Annotated in this window: 26 protein-coding genes and 2 tRNA genes; 16 read left to right on the top strand and 12 right to left on the bottom strand. The window is 65.6% G+C overall.

Going from position 1 to position 24,263, the window contains the following annotated elements:
• Positions 1 to 122: 122 nt before the first annotated feature.
• Together GOACH_RS17685 and orn are read right to left on the bottom strand one after the other, a co-directional pair.
• Positions 123 to 195: transfer RNA gene (locus GOACH_RS17685), tRNA-His, on the bottom strand.
• A gap of 103 nt (positions 196 to 298) precedes the next feature.
• On the bottom strand, positions 299 to 898 hold the full coding sequence (gene orn / locus GOACH_RS17680; RefSeq protein ID WP_005177697.1) for an oligoribonuclease: 600 nt from the start codon (positions 896 to 898) through the stop codon (positions 299 to 301).
• A 101-nt stretch (positions 899 to 999) separates the two neighbouring features.
• On the opposite strand from orn, the gene GOACH_RS17675 reads away from it, so the two are divergent.
• Complete coding sequence (locus GOACH_RS17675) at positions 1,000 to 2,565, top strand: helicase HerA-like domain-containing protein (protein WP_005177696.1); 1,566 nt, start codon at positions 1,000 to 1,002, stop codon at positions 2,563 to 2,565.
• Position 2,566: 1 nt separating this feature from the next.
• Here the strand turns inward: GOACH_RS17675 and def are convergent, their stop codons facing one another.
• The 7 genes from def to GOACH_RS23815 all read right to left on the bottom strand — a co-directional run bounded on the left by def (position 2,567) and on the right by GOACH_RS23815 (position 9,399).
• Positions 2,567 to 3,142 carry a peptide deformylase gene (gene def, locus GOACH_RS17670; RefSeq protein ID WP_005177695.1) on the bottom strand — a complete coding sequence of 192 codons (576 nt, stop codon included), beginning with the start codon at positions 3,140 to 3,142 and terminating at the stop codon, positions 2,567 to 2,569.
• 15 nt (positions 3,143 to 3,157) lie between these two features.
• Positions 3,158 to 3,967, bottom strand: coding sequence for a mycolate reductase (cmrA, locus tag GOACH_RS17665; protein ID WP_040519078.1), 810 nt, complete (start codon positions 3,965 to 3,967; stop codon positions 3,158 to 3,160).
• Positions 3,968 to 4,012: 45 nt separating this feature from the next.
• On the bottom strand, positions 4,013 to 4,522 hold the full coding sequence (locus GOACH_RS17660) for a nitroreductase/quinone reductase family protein (RefSeq protein WP_005177692.1): 510 nt from the start codon (positions 4,520 to 4,522) through the stop codon (positions 4,013 to 4,015).
• An 84-nt stretch (positions 4,523 to 4,606) separates the two neighbouring features.
• A complete protein-coding gene (locus GOACH_RS17655) occupies positions 4,607 to 6,685 on the bottom strand; it encodes an NADPH-dependent 2,4-dienoyl-CoA reductase (protein ID WP_005177690.1) in 2,079 nt (692 codons plus the stop codon).
• A 75-nt stretch (positions 6,686 to 6,760) separates the two neighbouring features.
• Positions 6,761 to 7,339: a PadR family transcriptional regulator gene (locus GOACH_RS17650; protein ID WP_005177688.1), complete on the bottom strand. Its 579-nt coding sequence runs from the start codon at positions 7,337 to 7,339 to the stop codon at positions 6,761 to 6,763.
• A 44-nt stretch (positions 7,340 to 7,383) separates the two neighbouring features.
• Complete coding sequence (locus GOACH_RS17645) at positions 7,384 to 9,141, bottom strand: ABC transporter ATP-binding protein (RefSeq protein ID WP_005177686.1); 1,758 nt, start codon at positions 9,139 to 9,141, stop codon at positions 7,384 to 7,386.
• A gap of 120 nt (positions 9,142 to 9,261) precedes the next feature.
• A complete protein-coding gene (locus GOACH_RS23815) occupies positions 9,262 to 9,399 on the bottom strand; it encodes a hypothetical protein (RefSeq protein WP_157227822.1) in 138 nt (45 codons plus the stop codon).
• A gap of 321 nt (positions 9,400 to 9,720) precedes the next feature.
• On the opposite strand from GOACH_RS23815, the gene GOACH_RS17640 reads away from it, so the two are divergent.
• Positions 9,721 to 10,980, top strand: coding sequence for a uracil-xanthine permease family protein (locus tag GOACH_RS17640; RefSeq protein ID WP_040519076.1), 1,260 nt, complete (start codon positions 9,721 to 9,723; stop codon positions 10,978 to 10,980).
• 27 nt (positions 10,981 to 11,007) lie between these two features.
• On the opposite strand, the gene GOACH_RS17635 is transcribed toward GOACH_RS17640, so the two are convergent.
• The gene (locus GOACH_RS17635) at positions 11,008 to 11,532 is read right to left on the bottom strand and encodes a GNAT family N-acetyltransferase (RefSeq protein ID WP_005177683.1); all 525 of its coding nucleotides are present in this window, start codon (positions 11,530 to 11,532) and stop codon (positions 11,008 to 11,010) included.
• A 741-nt stretch (positions 11,533 to 12,273) separates the two neighbouring features.
• Between GOACH_RS17635 and GOACH_RS17625 the strand changes: the two genes are divergently transcribed.
• The 12 genes from GOACH_RS17625 (at position 12,274) to GOACH_RS17570 (ending at position 21,796) form a co-directional block, all read left to right on the top strand.
• Positions 12,274 to 13,377 carry a tyrosine-type recombinase/integrase gene (locus tag GOACH_RS17625; protein ID WP_005177678.1) on the top strand — a complete coding sequence of 368 codons (1,104 nt, stop codon included), beginning with the start codon at positions 12,274 to 12,276 and terminating at the stop codon, positions 13,375 to 13,377.
• Positions 13,378 to 13,567: 190 nt separating this feature from the next.
• Positions 13,568 to 13,765: a helix-turn-helix domain-containing protein gene (locus GOACH_RS17620; protein ID WP_005177677.1), complete on the top strand. Its 198-nt coding sequence runs from the start codon at positions 13,568 to 13,570 to the stop codon at positions 13,763 to 13,765.
• 154 nt (positions 13,766 to 13,919) lie between these two features.
• A complete protein-coding gene (locus tag GOACH_RS17615; protein ID WP_005177674.1) occupies positions 13,920 to 15,251 on the top strand; it encodes an AAA family ATPase in 1,332 nt (443 codons plus the stop codon).
• A 164-nt stretch (positions 15,252 to 15,415) separates the two neighbouring features.
• A complete protein-coding gene (locus GOACH_RS17610; RefSeq protein ID WP_005177672.1) occupies positions 15,416 to 15,739 on the top strand; it encodes a hypothetical protein in 324 nt (107 codons plus the stop codon).
• Positions 15,736 to 15,960 carry a hypothetical protein gene (locus tag GOACH_RS17605; RefSeq protein WP_005177669.1) on the top strand — a complete coding sequence of 75 codons (225 nt, stop codon included), beginning with the start codon at positions 15,736 to 15,738 and terminating at the stop codon, positions 15,958 to 15,960. Before GOACH_RS17610 ends, GOACH_RS17605 begins: the two co-directional genes overlap by 4 nt.
• Positions 15,957 to 16,235 (top strand): hypothetical protein, encoded by a 279-nt coding sequence (locus tag GOACH_RS17600; RefSeq protein ID WP_005177666.1) that lies wholly within the window; start codon positions 15,957 to 15,959, stop codon positions 16,233 to 16,235. Before GOACH_RS17605 ends, GOACH_RS17600 begins: the two co-directional genes overlap by 4 nt.
• 426 nt (positions 16,236 to 16,661) lie before the next feature.
• Positions 16,662 to 18,128 carry a terminase large subunit domain-containing protein gene (locus tag GOACH_RS17595; protein WP_005177657.1) on the top strand — a complete coding sequence of 489 codons (1,467 nt, stop codon included), beginning with the start codon at positions 16,662 to 16,664 and terminating at the stop codon, positions 18,126 to 18,128.
• 14 nt (positions 18,129 to 18,142) lie between these two features.
• The gene (locus GOACH_RS17590) at positions 18,143 to 19,486 is read left to right on the top strand and encodes a phage portal protein (protein WP_005177655.1); all 1,344 of its coding nucleotides are present in this window, start codon (positions 18,143 to 18,145) and stop codon (positions 19,484 to 19,486) included.
• Positions 19,483 to 20,031 carry a hypothetical protein gene (locus tag GOACH_RS17585; RefSeq protein WP_005177651.1) on the top strand — a complete coding sequence of 183 codons (549 nt, stop codon included), beginning with the start codon at positions 19,483 to 19,485 and terminating at the stop codon, positions 20,029 to 20,031. The genes GOACH_RS17590 and GOACH_RS17585 overlap by 4 nt, the downstream gene beginning before the upstream one ends.
• A 220-nt stretch (positions 20,032 to 20,251) precedes the next feature.
• Positions 20,252 to 21,085, top strand: coding sequence for a phage major capsid protein (locus GOACH_RS17580; protein ID WP_005177648.1), 834 nt, complete (start codon positions 20,252 to 20,254; stop codon positions 21,083 to 21,085).
• A gap of 76 nt (positions 21,086 to 21,161) precedes the next feature.
• A complete protein-coding gene (locus GOACH_RS17575; RefSeq protein ID WP_005177646.1) occupies positions 21,162 to 21,479 on the top strand; it encodes a hypothetical protein in 318 nt (105 codons plus the stop codon).
• Between the two features lie 23 nt (positions 21,480 to 21,502).
• Positions 21,503 to 21,796 carry a hypothetical protein gene (locus GOACH_RS17570; protein WP_245551938.1) on the top strand — a complete coding sequence of 98 codons (294 nt, stop codon included), beginning with the start codon at positions 21,503 to 21,505 and terminating at the stop codon, positions 21,794 to 21,796.
• A 163-nt stretch (positions 21,797 to 21,959) separates the two neighbouring features.
• Here the strand turns inward: GOACH_RS17570 and GOACH_RS17565 are convergent.
• Positions 21,960 to 22,033, bottom strand: a tRNA-Arg gene (locus GOACH_RS17565).
• A gap of 197 nt (positions 22,034 to 22,230) precedes the next feature.
• On the opposite strand from GOACH_RS17565, the gene ssb reads away from it, so the two are divergent.
• A complete protein-coding gene (gene ssb, locus GOACH_RS17560; RefSeq protein ID WP_005177642.1) occupies positions 22,231 to 22,668 on the top strand; it encodes a single-stranded DNA-binding protein in 438 nt (145 codons plus the stop codon).
• 55 nt (positions 22,669 to 22,723) lie between these two features.
• Here the strand turns inward: ssb and GOACH_RS17555 are convergent, their stop codons facing one another.
• Complete coding sequence (locus GOACH_RS17555; protein ID WP_245551939.1) at positions 22,724 to 23,584, bottom strand: formylglycine-generating enzyme family protein; 861 nt, start codon at positions 23,582 to 23,584, stop codon at positions 22,724 to 22,726.
• Positions 23,585 to 24,071: 487 nt separating this feature from the next.
• Between GOACH_RS17555 and GOACH_RS17550 the strand changes: the two genes are divergently transcribed.
• Positions 24,072 to 24,263, top strand: a 192-nt coding sequence (locus GOACH_RS17550; protein WP_005177637.1) for a hypothetical protein, incomplete at its 3' end; no start/stop codon positions are given.

The raw sequence follows: 24,263 nt of genomic DNA, 5'->3' as shown, positions 1-24,263 counted from the left end.
ACGGTAGGCACGTCGAGCCCCAGGTGTCATGTGGTCAAGGACTGCGGGTCCAATGACACACGGGTTCAACGACAAGGCCCTGCCTCCCGAAGTTCTCGGGAGGCAGGGCCTTGTTCCTGCGGGGTGAGCGACGGGACTCGAACCCGCGACAGCCAGGATCACAACCTGGTGCTCTACCAACTGAACTACGCTCACCATCGGCGTCGGATACCCAGGAAGATCACTGGGTGCCAGAGCCAAGGTCATACTCTAGCGGTTCAGGCGCACCGAACTCCAATCGATTGGCTGACCTGCGTGTTCAGGCCGGTCCGAGATCTTTGACGATCGTCGCGAGGGTGTCCACGTCGGGGCCTGGCTGAGGAACGAAGACCGCGGCCCGGTAGTAGCGGAGCTCACGGATCGACTCGCGGATGTCGGCAAGGGCTCGGTGAGCGAGCCCCTTCTCGGGCTGATTGAAGTAGATACGCGGATACCAGCGTCGGCATAGTTCCTTGATCGAGCTGACGTCGACCATGCGGTAGTGCAGGTAGGCGTCGAGCTCGGGCATGTCGCGTGCGATGAACCCGCGGTCGGTGGCGATGGAGTTGCCTGCGAGAGGCACCGCGCCAGGGGTGGTCACGTGCTTTCGGATGTAGTCGAGCACCATTGCTTCGGCTTCGGGGACGGTGACCGTCGAGCGTCGAACCTCGTCGGTGAGTCCGGAATCGGCGTGCATCTTTGTCACGACATCGGGCATCGAATCGAGGTCGGCGTCGTCGGCGTGGATGACCACGTCGACACCGTCGCCCAGGATGTTGAGGTCCCCGTCGGTGACCAGGGCGGCGATCTCGATCAATTTGTCCTTCTCGAGGTCGAGGCCGGTCATTTCGCAATCGATCCACACCAGTTTGTCCTGCACGCATCAACCTTAGCTGGCGACGCTCCGCGACTATTGTTTTGCTGTTAGTGCACTGACGACCGCTGTCGTGTTCAGTCGACCATCGCCGAGAGGACATGTTCGTGACCGATCCCACCCAGGCTGCCCAGACGATCGCCGAAGGCTATCGATTCGACTCGACCGCGCTCGAACTCGGCACGGTATCCGTCGACGGCCACGTTGATCCGACAGCCAAGGTTCGTATTCCGCTGGCGATGATGAATCGCCACGGACTCGTTGCCGGAGCGACGGGCACAGGCAAGACCAAGACCCTGCAGCTCATCGCCGAACAGCTGTCGGCCAATGGGGTTCCGGTGGTGATGGCCGACATCAAAGGCGACCTGTCGGGCTTGAGTCGTCCGGGAGCGCCCAACGACAAGATCACAGCGCGGGCGTCGCAGACCGGGGACGACTGGGCGCCCACGGCGTATCCGGTCGAGTTCGTATCGCTCGGTGGCGACGGAATCGGTGTGCCGGTACGTGCGACCATGTCGGCTTTCGGGCCGATCCTCCTCAGTAAAGTCCTGGGGCTCAACGAGACCCAGGAGTCGACGTTGGGCCTGATCTTCCACTGGGCGGACAAGAACGGTCTGCCGTTGCTCGATCTGAAGGACATCCGGTCGGTGATCGCTTACCTGACCAGCGACGAGGGAAAGCCGGAGCTCAAGGCGATCGGCGGTGTATCGACGCAGACCGCGGGTGTCATCCTGCGCGCTCTGACCAACCTCGAGGCGGCAGGCGGCGACACGTTCTTCGGTGAGCCGGAGATCGAGCCCGCCGACCTGTCGCGGGTGTCGCCCGACGGCAAGGGCATCATCACGCTGTTCGAACTCGCGGGCGCGCAGGCCACCAACCCCGTCCTGTTCTCGACCTTTCTCGTATGGATACTCGCCGACCTCTTCGAGCACCTGCCGGAGGTCGGCGACATCGACAAACCCAAGCTCGTCTTCATCTTCGACGAGTCGCACCTGCTGTTCGACGGCGCGTCGAAGACCTTCGTCGACCAGGTGGTGCAGACGGTGAAACTCATCCGTTCCAAGGGCGTGGGCGTGTTCTTCTGCTCGCAACTGCCCACCGATATCCCCGACGAGGTGCTCTCGCAGTTGGGCGCACGCATCCAGCACGCGCTGCGTGCGTTCACGCCGAATGATCAGAAAGCGCTCACCAAGACGGTGAAGACCTACCCGGTGTCGGATGTGTACAAGCTCGATCAGGCGTTGACGTCACTCGGCACCGGTGAGGCCATCGTGACGGTGCTGTCGGAGAAGGGGGCGCCGACGCCGGTGGCGTGGACGGTCGTCCGCGCTCCTCGCTCGTCGATGGAAGCGGTTGCCGCAGCGGACATCACCGCAGCGGCGAAGGCGAGCGAATTGTTCGCGAAGTACGGGACGCCGGTCGACAACGAGTCGGCCTATGAAAAGCTCGCCGCCAAGATGCTGTCACCGGGGGAGTCACCCGACGCGCCTCCACCGACACCGGCACCGGCACCTGAGCCGAAGCCTGCGCCCGCACCCGCGCCTGAAGAGCCCGGCATGATCACCGAGATCCTGACGAGTAAACCGATGCAGAGCTTCCTTCGTAATGCAGCGAGTCAGGCCGGCCGCGAGTTCAGCCGAGCGATCTTCGGTACCGGGCGTCGTCGACGCTGAATCACCGCATCGGTGAGACCGGCCAGTCGTCGGGATACCGGTCGGCGACGTCGGCCGCGTCGCGGAAGAGGCGCTTGCGGGCCTTGGCGGTCAGACGATCGCCGAACACCATGCCGCGCGTGTGATCGGTCTCGTGCTGCAGGCAACGGCCGAGAGTCCCGCCTGCTGTGATGGTCACCGGCGCGCCGAACTGGTCGACACCTCGGCATGTCGCGACCTTGGGGCGGGCGAGCTCCTCGTGGGCGCCGGGCAACGAGAGACATCCCTCGCCGAGTGTGGCGAGTTCTCTGTCGCGGCCCTCGGGCAGGTCCAGTTCGGGATTGCAGACCACGCCTACCCGACGTCTGCCGGTCTCGTCGCCGCAGTCGTAGACGAACACGGCGAGGTCGACACCAATCTGTGCAGCCGCCAGACCGGCTCCCGGCGCCGCGGTGTTGGTGGCGAACATGTCGGCGATGAGGTGCTGCAACTCGTCGTCGAACTCGGTCACCCGACGGGCCGGCTTGTGTAGCACGGGATCGCCCCATCGCACGATCGGGCGTGGTGCTCCGATGCGGAGCAACTCTTCGAGCGGCATCGAGTTCCTCTTTTTCTACGAGTCGGATCCGAGTCGCTTGTAGAAGGTGCCGACGATGGGAGCGACGACGGCCCGCGGACTGTATCCGCCCGCGACCGACATCGCCTTCGACAGAGGGCCCGGAACCACCCGCATCTTGTTGTGTTCCAACGCATCCAGGCTCATCTTGGCCACCTCGGTGCTGTTGTGCCACAGAAAACCGGGCACCATTTTGTCGACGATCGATGCGTCCTGCGGGTCGGGTGTGTGAGTGCGGACCGGGCCAGGGGCGAGCAGCGTGACGTGGACTCCCTGTCCGGACACCTCGCCGCGAAGCGACTCGCTCAACGTGTTCACGAATGCCTTCGACGCCGCGTAGGTGGCGTTATTGGGTATTGGCATGTTCCCCGCTGCAGAGCCCACCATCAGGATTCCGCCGGAACCGCGGGCGACCATCTGGGGAAGTACCGCGAGGGTGAGGTCGTGGACAGCGTTCACATTGAGTCGCACCTGTGCGCGCTCGTAGTCGGCGTCGAGGTCTGCCAGCGGACCGAAGGTGGCGATGCCCGCGTTGTTGCACAGGATCGAGATCTCGCGGTCGCTGAGTTCGGCCGCGATCACCTCGACGGCCTTCGAGTCCGACAGGTCACTGGGGCGGACCTCGACCTGGACGTCATGCTGTGTACGCAACTCCACCGCAAGCTCTTCGAGAATGTCCCCGCGACGCGCGACGACGATCAACGAGTGTCCGCGACGAGCCAGCTCGCGGGCGAGTTCCATACCGATACCGGACGACGCACCGGTGACGACAGCTCGCGCGGAGGCTGTCGGAGACGCAAGGGGCATGGCGGTCATGGTAGCCGCCGCCTGCGCTGCGACGGCCGTCGCCGGTCAGCTCGCGGACAACCGGAAGACCCTGATCTCGCGGTCGGTACGGTCGCGGTACACCGCGTACACATCGGTGACGTCGCGCTCGAAGAGGCGGTAGATCCGTTCGCGTTCGGGTCCCTCGAGCAGCGTGGCAACGGCGTCGACCTCCGTGCCCGCGGTGTTCACGGTGCACGCGGGGTTGGCGAGCAGATTCGACGTCCATGCCGGGTGGCGCTCTTGGCCGAAATTGGATCCGACGACGAAGAGATCGGCGCCCTCACGTGCGTAGAGCAGCGGTGACGTTCGCGCGAGCCCCGATCGTGCGCCTGTTGTCGTCAACAACAGGGTGGGTGCTCCGATCGGGCCGAGGACGGTGAACCGGCCGTTCGATGCGTGCAGCAGACGCCGGTCGACACCTGCCGATCGGCGGACCAACCACGACCCGGCGCCGGTCTTCGCGAGCGCGGTCATCGGCCGGCGCAGGGGACTCGACGTCGAACCCCAGCGACGCTCGGCGAAGGGAGATGACATCACGGTTCCTCCGGTCGGCGAGAGGTGAGCGGCTTCATCCTGCCAGCTGCTCGGGCGTCGTGTTCGCGGCTTGCGCCGATCGGCTCACTCGATTCCCGCTGCGACCTCCGTGCCCTGGCGGATCGCGCGCTTGGCATCGAGCTCTGCGGCGATGTCGGCGCCGCCGATGACGTGCGTGCGCACGCCTGCGACGGTGAGCGGGTCGACGAGATCGCGCACCGATTCCTGGCCTGCGCAGATCACCACATTGTCGACTTCGAGCAGCCGTGTCTCGCGCACCGCGCCGTCGTCGTCGCGAAAGCTCAGGTGTAGCCCTGCATCGTCGATCTTGTCGTAGGTGGCGCCGGAGATCTGTTCGACGCCTTTCATCTTCACGCTCGCCCGGTGGACCCAGCCGGTCGTCTTGCCCAGTGACTTGCCCTGTTTGCCGCGTTTACGCTGCACCAGGTAGACCTCGCGGATCGGCGGTAGTGGTCGTGGCGTGGTGAGGAATCCGGGAATGTCGAGATCTTCGCTCACACCCCATTCTTGTTCCCATTCTTTGAGGTTCAGGGTGGGCGAGTCGTCGACGGTCAGGAACTCGGTGATGTCGAAGCCGATCCCGCCGGCGCCGATGACGGCGACCCGCTTGCCGATCTCGCGGTGTCCGAGGACGGCGTCGGCGTACGACATCACCATTGGGTGGTCGATGCCGGGGATGTCGGGCATGCGTGGGGTGACACCTGTCGCGACAACGACCTCGTCGAATCCGGCGGCGATGATGTGCTCGGCGTCGACGCGCTCCTCGAGATGGACCCGGACGTTGTTGAGTTCGAGCTGGCGGGTGTAATAGCGCAGTGTCTCGGCGAACTCTTCCTTGCCGGGAATTCTTGCGGCAATGGAGAATTGGCCGCCGATGGTCGGTCCTGCCTCGAAGAGCTCGACCCGGTGTCCGCGTTGCGCCGCCGTCACGGCGGCGGACAGTCCCGCAGGCCCGGCGCCGATGACGGCGACCTTGCGCGCCCGACGCGTGGCCCCGAGTGTCAATGTGGTCTCACGGCCTGCGCGCGGATTGAGCAGGCATGAGACCTTCTTCCCGACGAACGCATGGTCGAGGCATGCCTGATTGCAGCCGATGCAGGTGTTGATCTCGTCCGCGCGTCCGGTCATGGCCTTCACCGGGAACTCCGGGTCGGAGAGCAGCGGTCGTGCCATCGACACCGCGTCGACACGGCCGCGGTCGAGGATCTCCTCGGCGACCTCGGGGGTGTTGATGCGGTTGCTCGCGATGAGTGGAATCGACACCTCGTCACGCAGGCGCTCGGTGAACTTCACGAACGCGGCCCGCGGCACCGAGGTGACGATGGTGGGCACGCCTGCCTCGTGCCATCCGATGTCGGTGTTGATGGCGTCGACGCCGAGTGCCTCGGCCTTGCGTGCCATGAGAGCGATCTCGTCCCACGTCTGACCGCCCTTGACGAAGTCGGCGATCGACTGTCGCAGGATGACCGGGAAGTCGCGGGGGACGCGGCGTCGGATCTCGGTGATGACCTCGACGAGGAAACGCTGACGATTTTCAGTCGACCCACCCCACTCGTCCGTTCGGTCGTTGGTGTGCGGACACAGGAACTGATTGACCAGATAGCCCTCGCCGCCCATGATCTCTACGGCGTCGTAGCCGGCCTGCCGCGCTAGCTTTGCTGCCTGTCCGTACGAGCGGATCACGTGCCGGATGACCGGCTCGGGCATCGGAAGGTTCTTGAACGGGTGAATCGGCGAATTCTCACTTCCGGGCGCCACTTTGAGAGGCGTGTAGCCGTAACGACCCGCCTGCAGGAGCTGCATGGCGATCTTGCCGCCCGCCTCGTGCACCGCACGGGTGACGCGTTGGTGACGCTTGGCGTCCAGAGCGTTGGTCATCTTGCCCGCGAACGGCAGCAGCTGGCCGGTCCGACTCACAGCGAAACCGCCCGTCACGATCAGGCCCGCGCCACCGCGGGCACGTTCGGCGTAGTAGGCCGCGAGCTTGTCGGTGTCCCAGACGCGGTCTTCGAGACCTGTGTGCATCGATCCCATGACGATGCGGTTACGCAGCGTCGTCCCACCGATGGCGAGTGGCTCGAACAGCCGCGGGTAGTACGGATTCGGCTGACTGGGACCGGTATTCGCGGATGGGGCTGACATCTGCGTCTCCTGTTTGTAGGGGCATGGGTTTGTAGCGGCCTGGATTGTGGGGGCGTCGTCGGTCGGGTGTCAGGATTAGGTCGTCGCGGAGGTCTGCGTCGGTGTGCCGATTCGACGCTGCTCATCCGCGAGCGCGGCGATGACCTCGTCGCACCATCCGATGAAGCCCTCCTCGATGCGTACGCCGCCGCGCAGCACGAGGTACTGGTGCAAGCGGCGTCCGGTCAGAGCCTGTGGATCGGGATAGTCGTCCGATTCGAATGAGCGGTAGAGACGCAGGCGAGCGAGATGCTCGGCGCGATGCCTGTGCAGTTCGTCGATCACGTCGGTGAGGTCTGCATGCTCGGCCGCGCGAATCTTGAGTCCGAGATCGTCGCGCAGCTGCTGCATGGGTGTCGGCGATGACACCCACTCGCGCAACGCATTCCGACCCTGATCGGAGAGCGTGTAGACCTTCTTGTCTGGCCTGCCCTCCTGCGGTACGGGCTCGTAGCTCACCATGCCGTCGGCGTGGAGCTTTCCCAGAGTGCGATAGATCTGCTGGTGGGTCGCAGACCAGAAATAGCCGATGGAACGGTCGAACTGCCTGCCGATCTCATAGCCGGTACCCGGACGTTCGGAGAGCGACACCATGATCGCGTGTTCGAGTGCCACGCCCCGACGCTACCAATGCACTCACGCACTATGCAACAGTCACACTATGCAACAGGGTGCATACCATCAGTGATCTGTGGAGGTGTGCCGGAGCGTCCTGCGTGTTCGTCCGGGTAGGTCATGTCGAGAAGGTGTCCATCACGGAGTTCGAGCACGCGGTCGGCGATGGCGGTCACCCGACTGTCGTGTGTGATGAGCAGGGTTGTGCGACCGTCTGCCAGGCGCCGGAGGGGGTCGAGGATTCGGGTCGTCGTCGCCGCGTCGAGTCCCGATGTCGGCTCATCGAGGATGAGAGCAGGGGTGTTCCTGAGCATTGCCCGCGCGATCGCGATGCGCTGCCGCTGGCCGCCGGAGAGAGTGAGGCCCCCGTCGTCGAGTCGTGCGTCGTAACCGTCGGGAAGCCTGCTGACGAACTCGTCGGCGTCGGCGGCGATGGCCGCGGCGACGATCTCGGCGCGCGTCGCATCCGGTCGCCCATAGGCGATGTTGTCGGCTACCGTGGCGCCCTTGATGATTGGTTGCTGGGGCAGGAGTGTGATGTGATCACGTATCCAGTGGCCGGTCAGGTCGTCGTAGTCCATGTCACCGATGCACAGTGTCCCGGAGTCCGGATGCTCGAACCGGCACAGCAGCGATGCCAACGTCGATTTTCCGACGCCACTCGGACCGATCAGGGCTGTGACGGTTCCCGGCGCGAGGTGAAGGCTCACGTCGTCGAGGATCGTCTGATGTTCCCGGGCCAGCGTGACGTCGCACAGTGAGATGCCGACAGGCGTCGTGGGGCGTCGTGGCGACCGCAGGGTGGCGGACGGCGCGGTAGAACCGGCGTCGACACGTTCGACCGGCACGATGTCGAGGATCTCGGCGACGCGCTCCGCACTGATCAGAGCGGACGCGATCGCGATACGGATATCGGCTAGTTCTTGCATCTTGGGGTAAAGCATTCCGAGGTAGCCCGTCAGGGCGAGCAGCCCGCCGACGCTCAGCTGCCCCTGCCGCACCTGCCAGACGCCGACGACCGCGATGGCAAGGGTGACGACGACCTGCCCGAAGCTGAGGATGCCGCCGAGCCCGGCTTCGACACGAGTCTGCGCGAGGCGGGCGCCCATCCAGGCCACACCGTTGGCGTGGAGTCGAGCGTGCTCACGGCCCTGCTGGTTGTAGGCGACGGCAGTCTCGTGGCCGGCCAGTGCGGTCTCGACGGAGTCTGCGATATCGCTGTTCGCACCCCGCTCGTCGCGGGTCACCCGCTCCTGTCTGCGGGCGAAGAAGGCCGAAAGGCCCCACAGCGCAGGCACCGCCGCGAGCGCGACGAGGGCGACCTGCCAACTCATGATGAGTGCGGCGATCACCAGACCGATCGTGTGGGCCGCCGCGATCACGAACTGCATCACACCCGTGCCGATCAGATACTCGACAGCCTCGAGGTCTCCGGTGTGCCGCGTGACGAGGTTCCCCAGGCCGAGCCGACGGTGCTGGACTGGATGGAGACGCTGGACGTGGTCGAAGAGACGGTCGCGCAGTCGGAGAACGACGCGTTCGGAGATTCCGACGGAGACGACCTGCCCCGCGTAGTCGCCGCCGCATGAGATCGCTGTGATGAGCAGCCAGATGAGTGCGAGACGTGCGAACGTCGTGAAGCTGTCGGAGTTCAGCGCTCCGTCGATGACGTCTGCGAGAACGAAGACGGCGAACACCTCGCACGCTGCGGCGAGACCGAGGAGGGTTCCCGCGACGACGAACCGTCGGCCCTCGCCGCGGACCGCTGGGGAAAAGCGTCGAAATGCTTGTCGGGCGTTCATCGAACTTCCTTGCTGGCGGCGTCCGCGGCGAGAGGGAGTATGCGTGCGACGCCGCGATGTTGGCATGAGAACGGGAGCCGATACGGGCGTCCACCGTGTCGGCTCCCGTGGGGCCCAGGGTCAGTAGACCCAGCGCCAGTCCCAGCGATGGGCGCGGGCATTCCAGAAGCGTTGGCGACGACGCCACCGCGGTGGCTGTGGGGCCGGGGCCCGTCGCGGACCGTTGTTGTTCTGCTGCGGCCCGTTGTTGATAGGCATCGGGGATCTCCTTGGTGAATTCCGGCCGGCTGCGTTGCCGACGAGAAGAACACTAGGTAGCGTCGCTGACCGCTCACTGCCGCGCGGCTGGGAGGGCGCTGTCAACGCAGAAGCTCACTCGGACAACGTTTTAGCGACTCTCGCGGTGGGCAGCGCGCACGTGCGGGCGTGCGAGTGGGCAGCGAAACCCGGCGACACGCCGCCCGATACCGCAGACTGTTCCTCGTGCATGACGACGAGGCCCATGACGGTGGTGACGGCAGCGAAGACGGTCGGCGTGATGCGGGAGATCGCTACGGGGCCACAACGACGTCGAAGCGGATAGCCGACGGGGCGGGGTGGACACGCGTCGACGTCGACGACGTCGTCGGCCCGGGGGAGCGGTTGTCGTGGCCGAAGACGGTCGGTATCGGCGTGCAGCACGTCGTGGCGATGTTCGGTTCGACATTCCTGGTGCCCGTGCTCACGGGTTTCCCACCTGCCACGACGCTCCTGTTCTCCGGTATCGGCACTGTGCTGTTCCTGATCATCACCGGCAACCGCTTGCCGAGCTACCTCGGATCGAGCTTCGCGATCATCGCTCCGGTGCTCGCGGCGACCGCGTCGCATGGTCAGTCGTCAGCGCTCGGCGGGATCGTGGTGGTCGGCGCTCTGCTTGCGCTGATCGGCGTGATCGTGCACTTCGCAGGCGTCCGCTGGATCGACCTCGCCATGCCACCGATCGTCACCGGAACGATCGTGGCGCTGATCGGCCTGAACCTCGCGCCGTCGGCGAAGGCGAACTTCGAGAAGCAGCCGGTGACGGCCACGATCGTTCTCGTTCTGCTGGTTCTGTCCATCGCACTGCTGCGCGGACTGCTCGGCAGGCTCGCGATCGTGTTGAGCGTGGTGATCGGGTACGTGGTGGCGTTGATCCGTAACGAGGTGGATACCAGCGCCATCCACGCCGCGAGTTGGGTCGGCCTGCCCGACTTTGAGACCCCGACGTTTCATTTTTCGGTGATCCCGACGTTCCTACCAGTCGTTCTCGTGCTGGTCGTCGAGAACATCGGGCACGTGAAATCGGTTGCGATGATGACCGGCTCGGACTTCGACAGCCGGATGGGCCGGGCGTTGTTCGCCGACGGATTGTCGACGATGATCGCCGGTTCGGGCGGCGGATCGGCGACCACGACCTATGCCGAGAACATCGGTGTGATGGCGGCGACGAAGGTGTACTCGACCGCTGCGTACTGGGTGGCGGCCGCGGCGGCGATCGTGCTGGGGCTCTGTCCGAAGATCGGCGCTGTGATCGCGTCGGTGCCTGCCGGTGTGCTCGGCGGAATCACCACCGCGCTCTATGGTCTCGTCGCGATCATCGGCGTGCACATCTGGGTGACCAACCGCGTCGACTTCTCCAGACCGATCAATCAGTTCACAGCGGCGATTCCACTCATCATCGCGATCGCCGACTTCAGCTGGACCATTGGCGATGTGAGCTTCGGAGGTATCGCGATCGGCGCGGTCTGCGCGCTCCTCATCTATCACATGATCCGACTCGTCGGAGGGTGGCGCGGCACCGCGGGGGCGCGCGGCGCGTAGTGCAGATGAGATGCGTTGCAGGCTGATTCACACTCCGAAGGGTGCCGCGTAATGCATGACACCGGTGGGAAGTGGCCGGTCCGCATCCAACGTCAACGCCATGAAGGCGTCATCGGGGACGTCGAATGGCAGGCTGATTCCGTGTATCGAGGCGGGTTGAAATCCGAACCGTGGGTAGTAGTCGGAATGCCCGAGTACCACTACGTGGGCTTCGCCCATCTCTCTCGCGGCCCGCAGAAGTGCTCGGTTGATGGCGCTGCCCGCGCCACGATTCTGGAACTCCGGTAGTACCGACACGGGTCCCACTCCGAGGACCGGAGCGTCGTCGACGTAGCCGCGGGTTGCGACGCCGTGGCCGACGATGCGCCCTGCGGTGTCGGTGGCGACGATGGAGAGCCCGTCGATCCATGCCGGGTCGCGCCGCAGGCCGTCGAGGATGTCAGCCTCTTCGGCCGTGGGAAAGGCTGCGAGCGTCACCTCACGGACGGGGGAGACGTCATCGGGGGTTTCGGTACGCGTGTGCCATTCTGTGGCGTCGGTGTGCTCAGACATCGTCGGACGACGCTATCAGCGGTGCGAGGGGGCGCAAGCAATTTTCAGTCGTCGACGGCAGCGAAGACTGGTCGTGACAGGATCGGCTGATGAGTACGACGAATGAGTCTGTGCAGCGATCTTTGCCGCGGTATGCATCGCCACCGGTAGCGGGTGGTCCCTTGGGGGACTGATCGGCGTGGGGATCTTTGCCCTGTTCTCGGTTGTGTCGGTCGTCGCGTGTCTGGTCGGGGCCCACGTTCAGAACCGCAGGATTCTCAAAGCCGGTGCAACGTGGCGAGCAGGTTCCGACGACGAGCACCTGCGCGTAGACACTCCCGTGTTGACGCTGTTGCTCCGGCGGGAGGGCCTGCAGTTGAGCACACCTTTGGGTAAGCACCTCGTACTGGTAAAGGCTGGATCGATGAAACAGGGAACGTTGCTGCCCGCTGCTCTGCTCGTTGAGCCTGTGTGGAGTTGCACCGAATCCGGCGCACGGCTGGCGGAGTCACCCTGTGGCCACGCGGGTCGCCTTGCTCCAAGCAGCGGTGCACGCCGGCCGAAGTTCGACGAGATCCTGACAGTGCCCCCGGCAGGACTCGAACCTCATTTGCCTGGCAGACAGGATCTCGGGCCTACCAGCGCATTGTCCACGTTCCACCAGGTCAATCGGGGAACTGACGACAGGACAACGGTGGACCAGGACGGCACCGATGTACTCTCATCTTGCACGCATATTGCACGGGTGAGAGGGCAGCGACATTGGCAGGAACGCGCACCAAACGGGGATTCGGGCGTCTACGTGAACTCCCCTCGGGGCGATGGCAGGCGGCATACCTCGGACCCGACAGCATCCTCTACAAGGCCCCGGCCACGTTCGCGGCCAAGGTAGATGCCGAAGGCTGGCTATCGGCAGAGCGACGCAAGATTGACCTGGAGACCTGGAGACCGCCAACCGCTGAGGCTGCACGCGGCGTGACCGTCAAGACCTACTCGGAGCAATGGCTGGCCCAGCGTGACATCAAGCCCCGGACGCGCTCCCTCTACAAGGACCTCCTCCGGCTCCACATCAATCCCGGCCTTGGGGACGCGGAGCTGGCCAAGGTGACCCCGAGCCAGGTCCGCGCATGGCACGCGGGCTTGGAGACCGGCGCGACACGCAAGACCCACGCGTATCAGCTCCTCCACGCGATATTCCGTACCGCGGTGACCGATGAGGTGATCGACGCCAACCCATGCCGCCTGGAGGGAGCCATGCACACCAAGCGCAAGCGGGAGCCCGTCGTCCTGGACGCCAAGGAGCTGACCGCGCTGGCCGACGCCATGGGGCCACGGTGGGGGATGTCGGCCCTACTCATGGGCTGGTGTGGTTTGCGGCGCGGAGAGTTGTTTGAACTCCGGCGCGGGGACGTGAACCTCAAGTCCGGGACAGTCTCGGTCACGCGCGCGGTGACGTATCGGGACGGGAAGTTCCGGGTGGACACTCCCAAGACCTCGGCGGGTACCCGGACCGTGGTGGTGCCGCCGCACATCGTCCCGGACCTCAAGAGGTTCATGCGGGAGCACGTCGGCAAGGGCTCGGACGCGCTTTTGTTCGCCACTGACGCCGCTACTCACGTAGGGGAGTGGGACTACCGCAAGATTTTCAACCCGGCCCGCGACAAGATCGGCAAGGCGGATCTGCGGGTTCACGATCTGCGGCACGCCGGGGCCGTTCTCGCTGCGCAGAGCGGCGCGACGGTGGCCGAACTCATGCACCGCATCGGCCACACCACGCCGACAATGGCCCTGCACTACCAACACGTTGCCGCGGGTCGGGACGCCGAGATTGCCCGCCGAATGAGCAAGTTGGCCGCCGGGAGTTAACGCTCGCCGTTAGCGTGTTGACGCATGAAGTCAACACGGGGACAACGAATCTCGGCGTGTCCATGTTTGACAGACGCGGCGCGCACGCATACCTTGATCCTCACACCGCACCGAGACATTGACCAGGACTATGTAGGCCCTATCGGGCCAGCCGTCTCGGAGTCACGACCGACTCCCGTGTGAGGTGAACATGGCTACCAAGGCCACCACGTACGTGTCCCTCGTTGATCTGGCCGAGCGCTGGGATTGCTCCACCCGGACCGTCCGCCGCTTGATCTCATCCGGCCAACTCGCAGCGTTCCGGCCCACTCCAGGCGTCATCCGTATCTCGGAGACTGAGGTGGCCCGTTTTGAGGCCAAGGCCTCGGGTTGCTTCCCCGCCGCGTGACCTGGAGACGAATCACCAACCCGAACAACATCATTCGGTTCGTCTCCAGGAGTGCAAACGTGACATCAATTCTCATCGTCATGGTCTCGGCCATGGCTTGGCCCGCCGGATACGGCCTCGGCGTCATTCTCCGCCACCTCCAGGTGGTGGGCCGATGACCGAAACCATCACCCTCGCATCGGGTGAGAAGGTCCCCGTAGAGGGTCTGGTGGCCGCCGAGTTTCGGCGTATCAAGGCCGAGGCGCGTCTCACGGTCCTCAAGGTTAAGGCCGACGACCTGGAGAAGGAGCGCCGACGCAGGGCAACCAAGCGCCAAGCCGATGCCGAGGAACGATCCGCCGAGGCCTTGAAGCTCCGGGACCAGATCCCGGCGACCGAGTCCCTGGCGGATCTCCTGGCCGACCCGCCGGAGGCCGAGGAGTACGCGGTGGAGGGTCTCCTCCCGACTGGCGGCCGAGCCCTGTTCCCCGCGGCCCGCAAGTCCGGCAAGACCACGGCCCGCAATGAGCTAATCCGCTCCCTGGCCGATGGAGTCCCGTTCCTCGGGCACTTCCCGACGCGCGCCAGGAGCAAGGTCACGGTCATCGACATCGAGATGTCGCGCGCCCAGAGTTACCGCTGGCTGGCAGATCTCGGTATCCAGAACACCAAGGCCGTGAACATGATTCACCTCCGTGGGAAGGCGGCCACGTTCGACATCACCGACCCCGCCACACGGGCCGTGTGGGCCGAGGAGCTGGCCGGGTCCGATGTCGTGCTCCTGGACTGCCTCCGGCCGATCCTGGACGCGCTCGGGCTCAACGAGAACACCGACGCTGGCCAGTTCCTCGTGGCGTTTGACGCGCTCCTGGATGAGTCCAAGGCCTCGGAGGCCGTAGTTCTCGACCACGCCGGACACGGCAACGACCGAGCCCGCGGCGACTCCCGTAAGGAGGACTGGGCCGATGCCCTCTGGTACCTGGAGATGGAAGACCGCCAGGACCCGGCCTCCGAGCGCAAGTTCCGCGCCATGGGCCGGGACGTGGAGGTTGCCCAGGGAACCCTTGAGTTTGACTCCGAGACGCGTCGGCTGCTCTACCTGCCGCCGGTACCCGATGCCGCCAAGGTGGCCAAGGACACCGAGCGCAGCGCCCGCAACATCAAGGCCCGGGCGGCCGTTGCCGAGTGGGTACGGGAGCAGAACAACATCGGCGTCGAACCGACCAAGCGCGACACCGAGAACTACGCCGGTGAGGGTCTCCCGAGGGCTGCTATCCGGGCCGCGGTCAAGGACCTCATCGAGTCAGGGGAACTGGCTCTGTCCACCCAAGGCCGTAGCCACCATCTACGCGCTGTAGACCCAATGTCGGCCAGACCTCTCAAGGCCGTGAATCCGTTCTCCGAACCGGCAAAACCGCAGGTCAGCGCATTGGCCGCTATTCGCCGCCCGGATTCGCTGGAATCGGGCCAGGTTCGGCGAATAGACCGGCGAATAGGCGGCGAATAGCCCATGCCATCTGACCTGCGGAAACGCACCCTATTCGCCAACTCGCCGGTATTCGCCGGTATTCGCCAAACGTATTCGCCAACTCGCCGCCGCCCTATAAGGGGCGGTGGCCCCGGCGAATGGCGCATAGAAGTTCAACTTCCAACAACCAAGGAGCCCCCACCGTGAGTACCGACGACGACATCTTCCAGGACCCCGAGCTACTCAAGGCATCGGAAACCACAGACCCCCAACCGCTCAACCGAGACGAGATAGCGGCGTGGGTTGAGTTCTACGCAGCCGAGGGCGGATCCGTGAAGTTCCTACACCAGCGGCGTCGGTGGCTGACCGATCACGACGCGGTCCGACTGGAACAGGTTGGCCCGGATTCGTTCGACATTGTCGTCCGGGTCGACGGGACCTATCACGGCCGCGACGACGCCGAACGTATGCGGACGTTCATCGCTGAACAACTCGCCGCGGCCATGGCATTGGTGATGAGCCAATGAGCGCGCCAGCCCGTATCCCCGGCATCGACATGCGTCTGCGGCATCGGGGAGATCCGGCCGCCGAGGAGGTGCTCGCACTGCGGGAGTGGTGCCTGGAGTTGGCCGACATGTTGGACGACTGGCTCAGCGCACGGGAGGCCTATCGAGAACACCAGGCCGAGCAGGCCGAGGCCCGTGAGCACCGAGCACAGACCGAACTATCTGGAGGCACACACCGATGAGCACACAACCGAAGATCGACAAGCAGGCCTACCGCGACGCGCTCGCATACCTGTATGCCAAGGCATCGGGAGACCAGGACGGCATGAGGGCCGTGGCGTTGGGATGCGACAACGCCGGGCTGGTGCTCGACGCCATCGCGGACATGAGCCTCGGCCTGGCTGCCATCGCCACCAGCGGTGAGCCACGCCTGTGGCTTGACAAGCTCCGCGATGACCTGGACACGCTCCTGGACGCGTACAACCAACGCGCCGAGGACGGTGGTCGGGATGCTTAGGGTCTGCCTCGGCTGCGGGGAGCCCACCGAGGGCACACGGTGCGGACCATGCGCGTACGACCATGAGCGCGTCACCGAGCGGCCGACCCGCGAGCAGCGCGGCTACGACAAGCGTTGGCGTCGGCTCTCCGAACGTGCCCGCAAGCTCCAGCCGTTCTGTGAGGACTGCGGAGCCACCGAGAACCTCACCACCGACCACTCCCCGGAGGCCTGGCGTCGGCGCGCTCGGGGCCTGGCTGTGAGGCTCCAGGATGTCGCCGTTGTTTGCGGCCCCTGTAATAACCGCCGAGGCCGCGCCAGGCCGTCACCGGACGACTCAGAGCCCAGGGGGGTTACCCCTGGTCAGAGGCCTAGGCCACCCGCCGGTGAGTCAAAGTGTGCGACAGTAATCTCAGATAGTGAGACAATGATCCCAGGAGGTGAGCGGTGAAGTCCGGTGCAAAGGGCACGATCACGGCCGAGCCGTTGACGTTCAAGGGCTACCCCAAGGACCGGGCGCGGCGTCGGGAGCGGTTCATCGGTCAGTACCTCAAGGTACCCAAAGGCGTTGGCGCACTGGAGGATGTCAAGCTCCGCAAGTTCCAGCGCGACATCATCCGGGAGGTCTACGCGGACGGTATCCGTACCGGCCTGGTCAGTATCCCGCGCGCTAACGGCAAGACCTCGCTGGCCGCAATGCTGGCCGTGGCGGAGTTGTTCGTCGGTCCGGCCTCGGCGGAGGTTCTGGTGGTCGCCAGCGACCAGCGCCAGGCCAACATCACCCTGAGGTTGGCGCGCAGGATGATCGAGTTGAATCCGGAGCTGGCGGAACGGGCTCACGTATTCCGCGACCGTATCGAGGTGCCCGAGAACGACGCCACGCTGATCCCGCTCCCGGCCGAGCCTGGAGCCCTCCACGGACATGACCCGTCGCTGCTCATCGTGGATGAGCTTCACGTGGTCACCGCGGAGGTGTGGGAGGCCGTCACCTCGGTCACCGGCAAGCGGCCGGAGAGCCTGACCCTGGCCATCTCGACACCGGCGGCGTCGGTGGACTCGGTCATGTGGAAACTCGTGGCTCACGGCCGCGCGGGCAATGACCCGGCGTTCGCCTTGAAGGAGTACGCCGCGCCGGAGGGTTGCGCCACCGACGACACCGAGGCCTGGAGGACGGCCAACCCGGCCCTGGCGTGTGAGCGGCCATTCTTGGCGTTGGACGGCATGGAGGCCGCACGGCAGACGTTGCGGGAGCCCGTGTTCCGCCAGCTCCGCCTCGGCCAGTGGGTCGGCCAGGTAGACCGCTGGCTTCCATGGGGAGCGTGGGAGGAGCTGGCCGCGCCGGAGATCCAGGTCATGGGCCGCCAGCGCGTGGTGTTGGCGTTCGACGGGTCGGCCTCGGGTGACTCCACGGCGTTGGTCGGCGCGACGTTGGGGCCTCGGCCCCACCTGTTCCTGGCCGGTCTGTGGCAGAACTCCGGAGATCCGCGTTGGCGAGTCCCCCGCTCCGACGTGGACGCCAAGGTCCGGGAGATGTTCGACCGCTACGACGTGGTGGAGCTGGCCGCCGACCCGTGGGGTTGGCGCTCGGAGATCGAGACGTGGGGCGCACGGCATGGGGAACGTCGGGTACTGCAGTGGAACACCGCCAACGCCCAGCGCATGGCCCCGGCAACTGACAGGTTCTATGCCGCGGTGACCACCGGCCAGCTCACCCACGACGGCGCGGAGGATCTCGCCACCCACCTCGGCAACTGCGTGGCCAAGTCCACGCCGCAAGGGGACCTGGTGAGCAAGGACAAGCGCGGATCTCCCCGCAAGATCGACGCCGCGGTGGCCGCCATCGTCGCGTTGGACCGAGCCGCACACCACACAACCAAGAAGAACCGAAGGCGCGCAAGGAGTTTCGCGTCATGACAAGGAGTAACTCAGTGAACGAACCGACCAACCACGAACTGGCCCAGGCCTTGGATGTCCGGGCCGCCAAGCTCCATGAGCTGGAGCTGTACTACCGAGCCCGCCAGCCGTTGGCGTTCCTGGCTCCCGAGGCGAAGAAGGCCTTGGGGTCCCGGTTCGGCATCCTCGGGGTCAACTTCGCGCGGCTGGCCGTGGTCAGCATCGCGGAGCGGTTGCGCGTCTCGGGATTCACCGACACCGCCGGTAACCGTGACACCGCGGCCTGGGAGCGGTGGCTCCGGTGCGACCTAGACCAGCTCGCGCCGACCGTCCACCGTGAGGCGTTGGCGTTGGGTGAGGGCCACGTCATCGTCTGGGCCGATGACCGCGGCCGTGCTCGCGCCACGGTGGAGTCCTCTCACCAGGTCAGCGCGTACCGCGACAGCGGGAGCGGGGAGGTCCTCGGCGCGGTCAAGCGGTGGGAGGACTTGGACCCGTCCGGTGTGGCGCGCCAGACCAACTACGTGGTGTTCCGGCGTGACCGGATCGAACACCTGGTGAGCGACGGGGCCAGCATCACGGCCGCGAAAACCGTTCGGGTGGTGGACAATCCGCTGGAGGTTGTGCCCGTGGTGCCGTTCGTGAACGCGGACCGGGTGATGGATGTCCACGGTGTCAGCGAGATCGAGGACCTCATCCCGCTCCTGGACAGCCTCAACAAGGTGGTCAGCGACATGTTGGTGGCCTCGGAGTTCTTCGCGCGGCCCCGTCGATGGGCCACCGGCATCGAATTGGAGGAGGTGCCGGTCCTGGACGACAACGGCCAGCCGGTGACCGAGGACGGTGAGGTGGTCACCGAGGCCGCCAACCCGTACCCCGATGGTGATCGGATGATGATCTCCGAAGCGCCGGAGTCGAAGTTCGGCCAGCTCGACGGCGCGGATCTCACCGCGTACCGGGAGGCCGTGGACATCCTGGCCGAGCAGATCCGCGCGGTGAGCGCGCTCCCTCCGCATTACACCGGCACCGTGACCGGCAACCCGTCGTCGGCGGACGGCATCCGCGCGGCCGAGGCCAGCTTGACCGCGCGCGCCGAGGCCAAGCAAGCGACGTTCGGCCGGAGCTGGGAGACCGTGGCCAAGCTCATGGCATCCATCGACACCGGCACCGAGGTGTCCGAGCACACGCCGCGCGTCGTCTGGGCCGACCCGGCGACCCGGAGCGCGGCCCAGGAGGCCGACGCCACCACCAAGCTCTACGCCGCCGGTCTGCTCACCCAGGAGGAGGCGCGTGAGCGTCTCGGCATCACGAACCCGGCCGCCGGTCCGACACCGGCACCCATCGAGAACACCGACAACGTGACGGAGGACGCCGCGTGAGCATCACCGACGACAAGGACAAGACCGCCGACCCGGCCGCCGAGGCCCCAGATACGGCATCGGAGACCACCGACGCCATCACCGGCGACCAGGCACAACAGCCGGAAGCAGGCCCAGACGCCGCACAGACGGCCGATCCCGCGGCCTCGGCCCCGTCAGACCAGGACACCGCCGATAACGCCGCTGCGGGTGACGATTCCGGCACTGCTGAGGGTGACGAGCCGAAGACCTTCGACGCCGAGTATGTCGGCAAGCTCCGCGCCGAAGCGGCCGGATCTCGGGTCCGGGTCAAGGAACTGGAGGCCAAGCTCCATCGGCTCCTGGTGGAGCAGGACGGCCAGCTTGCCGATCCGGCGGACCTGGAGTTCGACCCGGCGCATCTGGACGATCCCGAGGCGTTGGCGTCGGCCATCGCGGCGTTACTGGAGGCCAAGCCGCACCTCAAGGCCAGGCGTTTCGAGCCCGGAGCCGCTGCCCAGGGAGCCAAGTCCGGGACCTCGGGATCGGTGGATCTCGCGGGACTCATGCGCCAGGCCACGATGTAGGCAGAAGAGAACCCTCACCGCGATTGGGCTTTGGATTACGCCGCTGGTTTGGCAGTGAGGGCTACCGACGACGATACCCGAGGCCTTGGCATAGTTGCCAGGGTCTCGGGCATCTCATATTCTGGGATGTAACACCCAGGTGGTGGGATTGCAAGACGCCGAGGTGGCCAGGTGCCCAGAGTGCGAACACCGTTGAACTACAACCACTTTGGAGATACTCGTGGCAACTCAGACCACCGGCACCCTGCCCACCTTGCAACAGGATCAGATCGCATCGTTGCTGGTCCAGCCCTTGGAGGCCGAGAGCGTATTCCTCGCGGCCGGTCCCAAGATCATTGACACCAACGGCCCGATCCGGGTCCCGCGCATCGCCACCGGCCTGTCGGTCGGTTTCGTCGGTGAGGGTGCCCAGATCCCCGAGGCCTCGGTCGGCATGGATGAAGTGTCGATGCTCCCGAGCACGCTCAAGAGCCTCAAGGTCCTTTCCCGCGTCACCGCGGAAGTCCTCCGGTCCAGCGCGGTGGCCTTGGATTCGATCCTCAAGACCCGCCTTGTCACCGACACGGCCGCGGCCCTGGACACGGCACTGTTCACCAGCACCGGCTCCAGCAACACGATCAAGGGACTCCTCAACCAGTCCGGCGTCGCCACCGGCGTCCTGGACGCCACCGAGCCCGACTCGTTCCTGGACGGCATCGGCATCGCGCGCGCCAACGAGGTCCGCCCGAATCGTTGGTTCTTGTCCCCGGCCGACTACCTGGCCGTCCGCAAGATCAAGGACGCGGACGGACGGTACATCCTGGAGCAGGACATCACCGCCGAGGGTGCCGAGCGTCTGTTCGGTATCCCGGTGACCGTCACCAGCCGCATCCCGACCGGCAAGGCCGTCCTGGCGGACATGAGCCTGGTGGCCGTGGCCCGCGACATGGCCCCGACCGTGGTCATCGACAGCTCGCGGTACTTCGACACTGACGAGGTGGCGCTCCGCGTCGTCGCACGGTTCGACCTGGCGCTCCTCCAGCCCAAGGCCGTGACCGTTCTGACCGCGGCCTGATCGTCCCTCAATCGTGGTCCGCGGCATCGGTTGTCACGTTCCGATGCCGCGGGCCGCTTCCACATAGGAGGTAACCGTGGCCGTCACCAACACCGACCTGGTCAAGTGGCTCGGGGCCGACACCACCGACACCACGCTCATGGCCCAGGCCACCCAGGCCGTCACCATGGCCGAGGCCATGTGCGACGCCTACTGTCGGGGAGCCCACCGCTACGCCTCGGGAGCCACACGTCCCGGCGTGGACGCCGTCGTCCTCATGGCCTCGGCCAGGATGCTGGCCAACCCGGAGGGACTCCGCTACGCCACCGGCGTCGTGAGCTTCGACGACGCGTTCAACGGGTTCACCCTGGCCGAACAAATGGTGTTGAACCGCTACCGGAAGCGGGCCGCGTAATGCCGCGGCTCCTCCTCCGGGACATGGTGACGCTACGCATCGGTGGAGGCCGGGATGAGAATGACGACCCGATCCCAGCCCAGGACGTGCCGATCCGGGCATCGGTCATCCCGATCTCCGGCCAGGAGCAGGCCCAGCGCGGCCGGTCCACCACGCTCACGACGTACCGGCTGGTGGTCACCGATGCCCGTATCGAACAGGTCACCACGGTGGGCTGGCGGACCAAGACATGGACCTTGGAGGGTCTGCCGATGCCGTACCGCGTCGGCCGCGCGACACATCATTACGAGGTGATGATGTCCCTGGGCCAAGGGTGAGAGAATAAGGGCAACAACTCAATATCTCGGAGGTCGGACACCTCCGCGTCACGCTGGCAAAGGCCCCGGATCTCGATGAGGTCCGGGGCCTTGGTCGCAGGTCGAGAGTTGCACGGATATTGCACGCTTCAACCGAAAAACGCTCTGACCAGCTATGTCACAGTGCCCCCGGCAGGACTCGAACCTGCGACCTAGGGATTAGAAGGCCCTTGCTCTATCCACCTGAGCTACGGAGGCGAAACCGACACGCAGAGTGTACGGCAGCGCGCTCCTGACGCCGACGGCGGCCGTATCCACAACCGAGGTTCTGTCCACAGTGTGTTCTCGTGCGCGGTTTCGGTACTGGTTTCTGCGCAATGCTCATGAGCAGCCATCTCATTCCGGGTACCGAGCCCGGTGTGTAGCCGTATGGCACAGCACGCAGGAGCGGATCAATGTACGAGACGTATTCGACGGTCGTGGGGCGAGTGATCACCGACCCCAGGCGGAGTCGTATGGCAAATGGTGACGAGGTGATCTCGTTTCGCGTTGCGAGCAACACGCGGCGACGGGATCGTGCCACCGGGGAGTGGATCGACGGGCACAGTCTGTTTCTGACCGTGTCGTGCTGGCGACGTCTGGTCAACGGCGTAGCGAGCGCGATCGAGAAGGGTCGACCGGTGATCGTGCACGGGGCGATTCACACCAACAGTTACACGACCAGCGATGGCGAGTCCCGCACCGAACTCGAGTTGATCGCCGATTCGGTCGGCCTCGACCTCTCACGATGCGTCGTCGAATACCGCGGACGCGGTGACGGGGTGGCTGCCCATTCAGCGGACACGCAGCCGTCCGTCGTCGAGTCGGGAGATGCTTCCGGCGCTGCCGCATGATCGACGTCCCGCCGCGATGAGCCCCGGAGGGGTGTGCTCGTCGCGGCGGGACCGGTCAGTGCTCGGAAGGATCTGCAGCGCAACGGAACCCGAGGTGTGACGTCGCCGAGTCGTCCGATTGCGGTGAGCGCGCGGCGGGCCGGTAGCGGCGGCAGTAGTGCGGTGAACACAGATGCGAGCCGCCCTTGGTGACCCGGGAGACGTGGGGCGATGCGGTCGGTGCGAGAAGGTTGGTTCGACCGTCGGGGGAGACGGTTGCCAGATCCGGCGGTACGTGGCGTGGCGTGAAGACGTCCGATGTGCGCTCCCAGACGTTGCCGATCATGTCCACCAGCCCGAAACCGTTGGGCGGGTAGCTAGCCACCCTCGACGTTCCACCCCAGCCGTCGCTCGCGTAGGGGAAATCACCGATCCAGGTATTGGCGAGGATCGCACCATCGGGGTGCAACTCGTCGCCCCACGCGTACTCGTGCGCGCCGCCGATCCCACCGCGCGCGGCGTACTCCCACTCGGCTTCGGTCGGGAGTCGACGCCCCGCCCACTCGGCGTAAGCGACCGCGTCCGCGTAGGCGATCTGGGTGACGGGGTGGTCCTCGTAGCCGACGAGATCGGTCTCGGGACCGAGTGGGTGCCGCCACGATGCTCCCGGCTGCCAACGCCACCAGTGCCGCCAGTCGGTGAGATCCACTGGGCCGGACGTCGGTGTGAAGACGAGTGCACCGGGCACGAGCAGTGCCGGGTCGGCGCCGGGGAAGTCGGCTGGGTCTATCGGCAGCTCTGCGATCGTCACGTACCCGGTGGCCGCGACAAACGCCGCGTACTGGGCGTTGGTCACCGGGTGTCGTTCGATGGCGAACGCGTCGACACGGCGCTCGTGGTGAGGACGTTCCTCCGGGTAGAAGCGATCCGATCCCATGGAGAACCGGCCACCGGCGAGTTCGACGAGTTCGGTCAGTGGGGCAGCGGTCGACACACCATCGATGGTGCCAGCGTGGTTGGCGGCTGTCCGCCCGCGACGGTGGACCGACTCGATCACGGCCATGTGGGAGTGTGTCGCGCCACGTCGATAGAGTGGTATGCGACGTTGCGCCGAGAGCCCGTCGTGTCACCGATGAGTGGCACCCCGGCACCAACTCTCCGGAACCGGGACCCGAGCGCAGATGACCACAACACCGCAGGTAAGGACATTACGTGGCTGGCGAGTTCATTTACACGATGAAGCTCGAAGCCATCATGCACACCGAATCTGTAGAACGCAAGGTCAACGTCGTTTACGCACTTCAGTAGGCGTGTCTCACCCCATTTTCGAGTGGTTGTTTGTGGCGCCTGAGAGCGGTCAAAATCGGTTGCGGTGGTGAGGAATGTGTGAGCCTCACATACTCTGACCGCGATACGCTCCCCGCATGGCGATCCTGAAACGGCAGTGGGGTGAGAACTCCAAACCCCGCTACGAGGCTCGTGTACGTGTTGGCGGCAAGTCCCGTTCCAAGAGCTTTCCCACCCGACGTGAGGCGCAAGAGTGGGAGCGCGAACAGCAAGGCCGCAAGCCCATCGGCAAGCGAGCCGACAACCGGCTGATGAGCGTTCAGGTGGGG

The organism is Gordonia aichiensis NBRC 108223, assembly GCF_000332975.1.
GTDB classification, from domain to species: Bacteria; Actinomycetota; Actinomycetes; order Mycobacteriales; family Mycobacteriaceae; genus Gordonia; species Gordonia aichiensis.
This window is presented reverse-complemented; position numbering and strand designations above follow the sequence as displayed.

Coding starts and splice junctions, on each gene's coding strand:
- ssb (WP_005177642.1), top strand. CDS start 22,231: ATGTACGAGACGTATTCGACGGTCGTGGGGCGAGTGATCACCGACCCC.
- GOACH_RS17635 (WP_005177683.1), bottom strand. CDS start 11,532: ATGTCTGAGCACACCGACGCCACAGAATGGCACACGCGTACCGAAACC.
- GOACH_RS17605 (WP_005177669.1), top strand. CDS start 15,736: ATGAGCGCGCCAGCCCGTATCCCCGGCATCGACATGCGTCTGCGGCAT.
- GOACH_RS17660 (WP_005177692.1), bottom strand. CDS start 4,522: ATGTCATCTCCCTTCGCCGAGCGTCGCTGGGGTTCGACGTCGAGTCCC.
- def (WP_005177695.1), bottom strand. CDS start 3,142: ATGCCGCTCGAAGAGTTGCTCCGCATCGGAGCACCACGCCCGATCGTG.
- GOACH_RS17620 (WP_005177677.1), top strand. CDS start 13,568: ATGGCTACCAAGGCCACCACGTACGTGTCCCTCGTTGATCTGGCCGAG.
- cmrA (WP_040519078.1), bottom strand. CDS start 3,967: ATGCCCCTTGCGTCTCCGACAGCCTCCGCGCGAGCTGTCGTCACCGGT.
- GOACH_RS17570 (WP_245551938.1), top strand. CDS start 21,503: ATGGTGACGCTACGCATCGGTGGAGGCCGGGATGAGAATGACGACCCG.
- GOACH_RS17645 (WP_005177686.1), bottom strand. CDS start 9,141: ATGAACGCCCGACAAGCATTTCGACGCTTTTCCCCAGCGGTCCGCGGC.
- GOACH_RS17600 (WP_005177666.1), top strand. CDS start 15,957: ATGAGCACACAACCGAAGATCGACAAGCAGGCCTACCGCGACGCGCTC.
- GOACH_RS23815 (WP_157227822.1), bottom strand. CDS start 9,399: ATGCCTATCAACAACGGGCCGCAGCAGAACAACAACGGTCCGCGACGG.
- GOACH_RS17615 (WP_005177674.1), top strand. CDS start 13,920: ATGACCGAAACCATCACCCTCGCATCGGGTGAGAAGGTCCCCGTAGAG.
- GOACH_RS17555 (WP_245551939.1), bottom strand. CDS start 23,584: ATGGGATCGGATCGCTTCTACCCGGAGGAACGTCCTCACCACGAGCGC.
- GOACH_RS17655 (WP_005177690.1), bottom strand. CDS start 6,685: ATGTCAGCCCCATCCGCGAATACCGGTCCCAGTCAGCCGAATCCGTAC.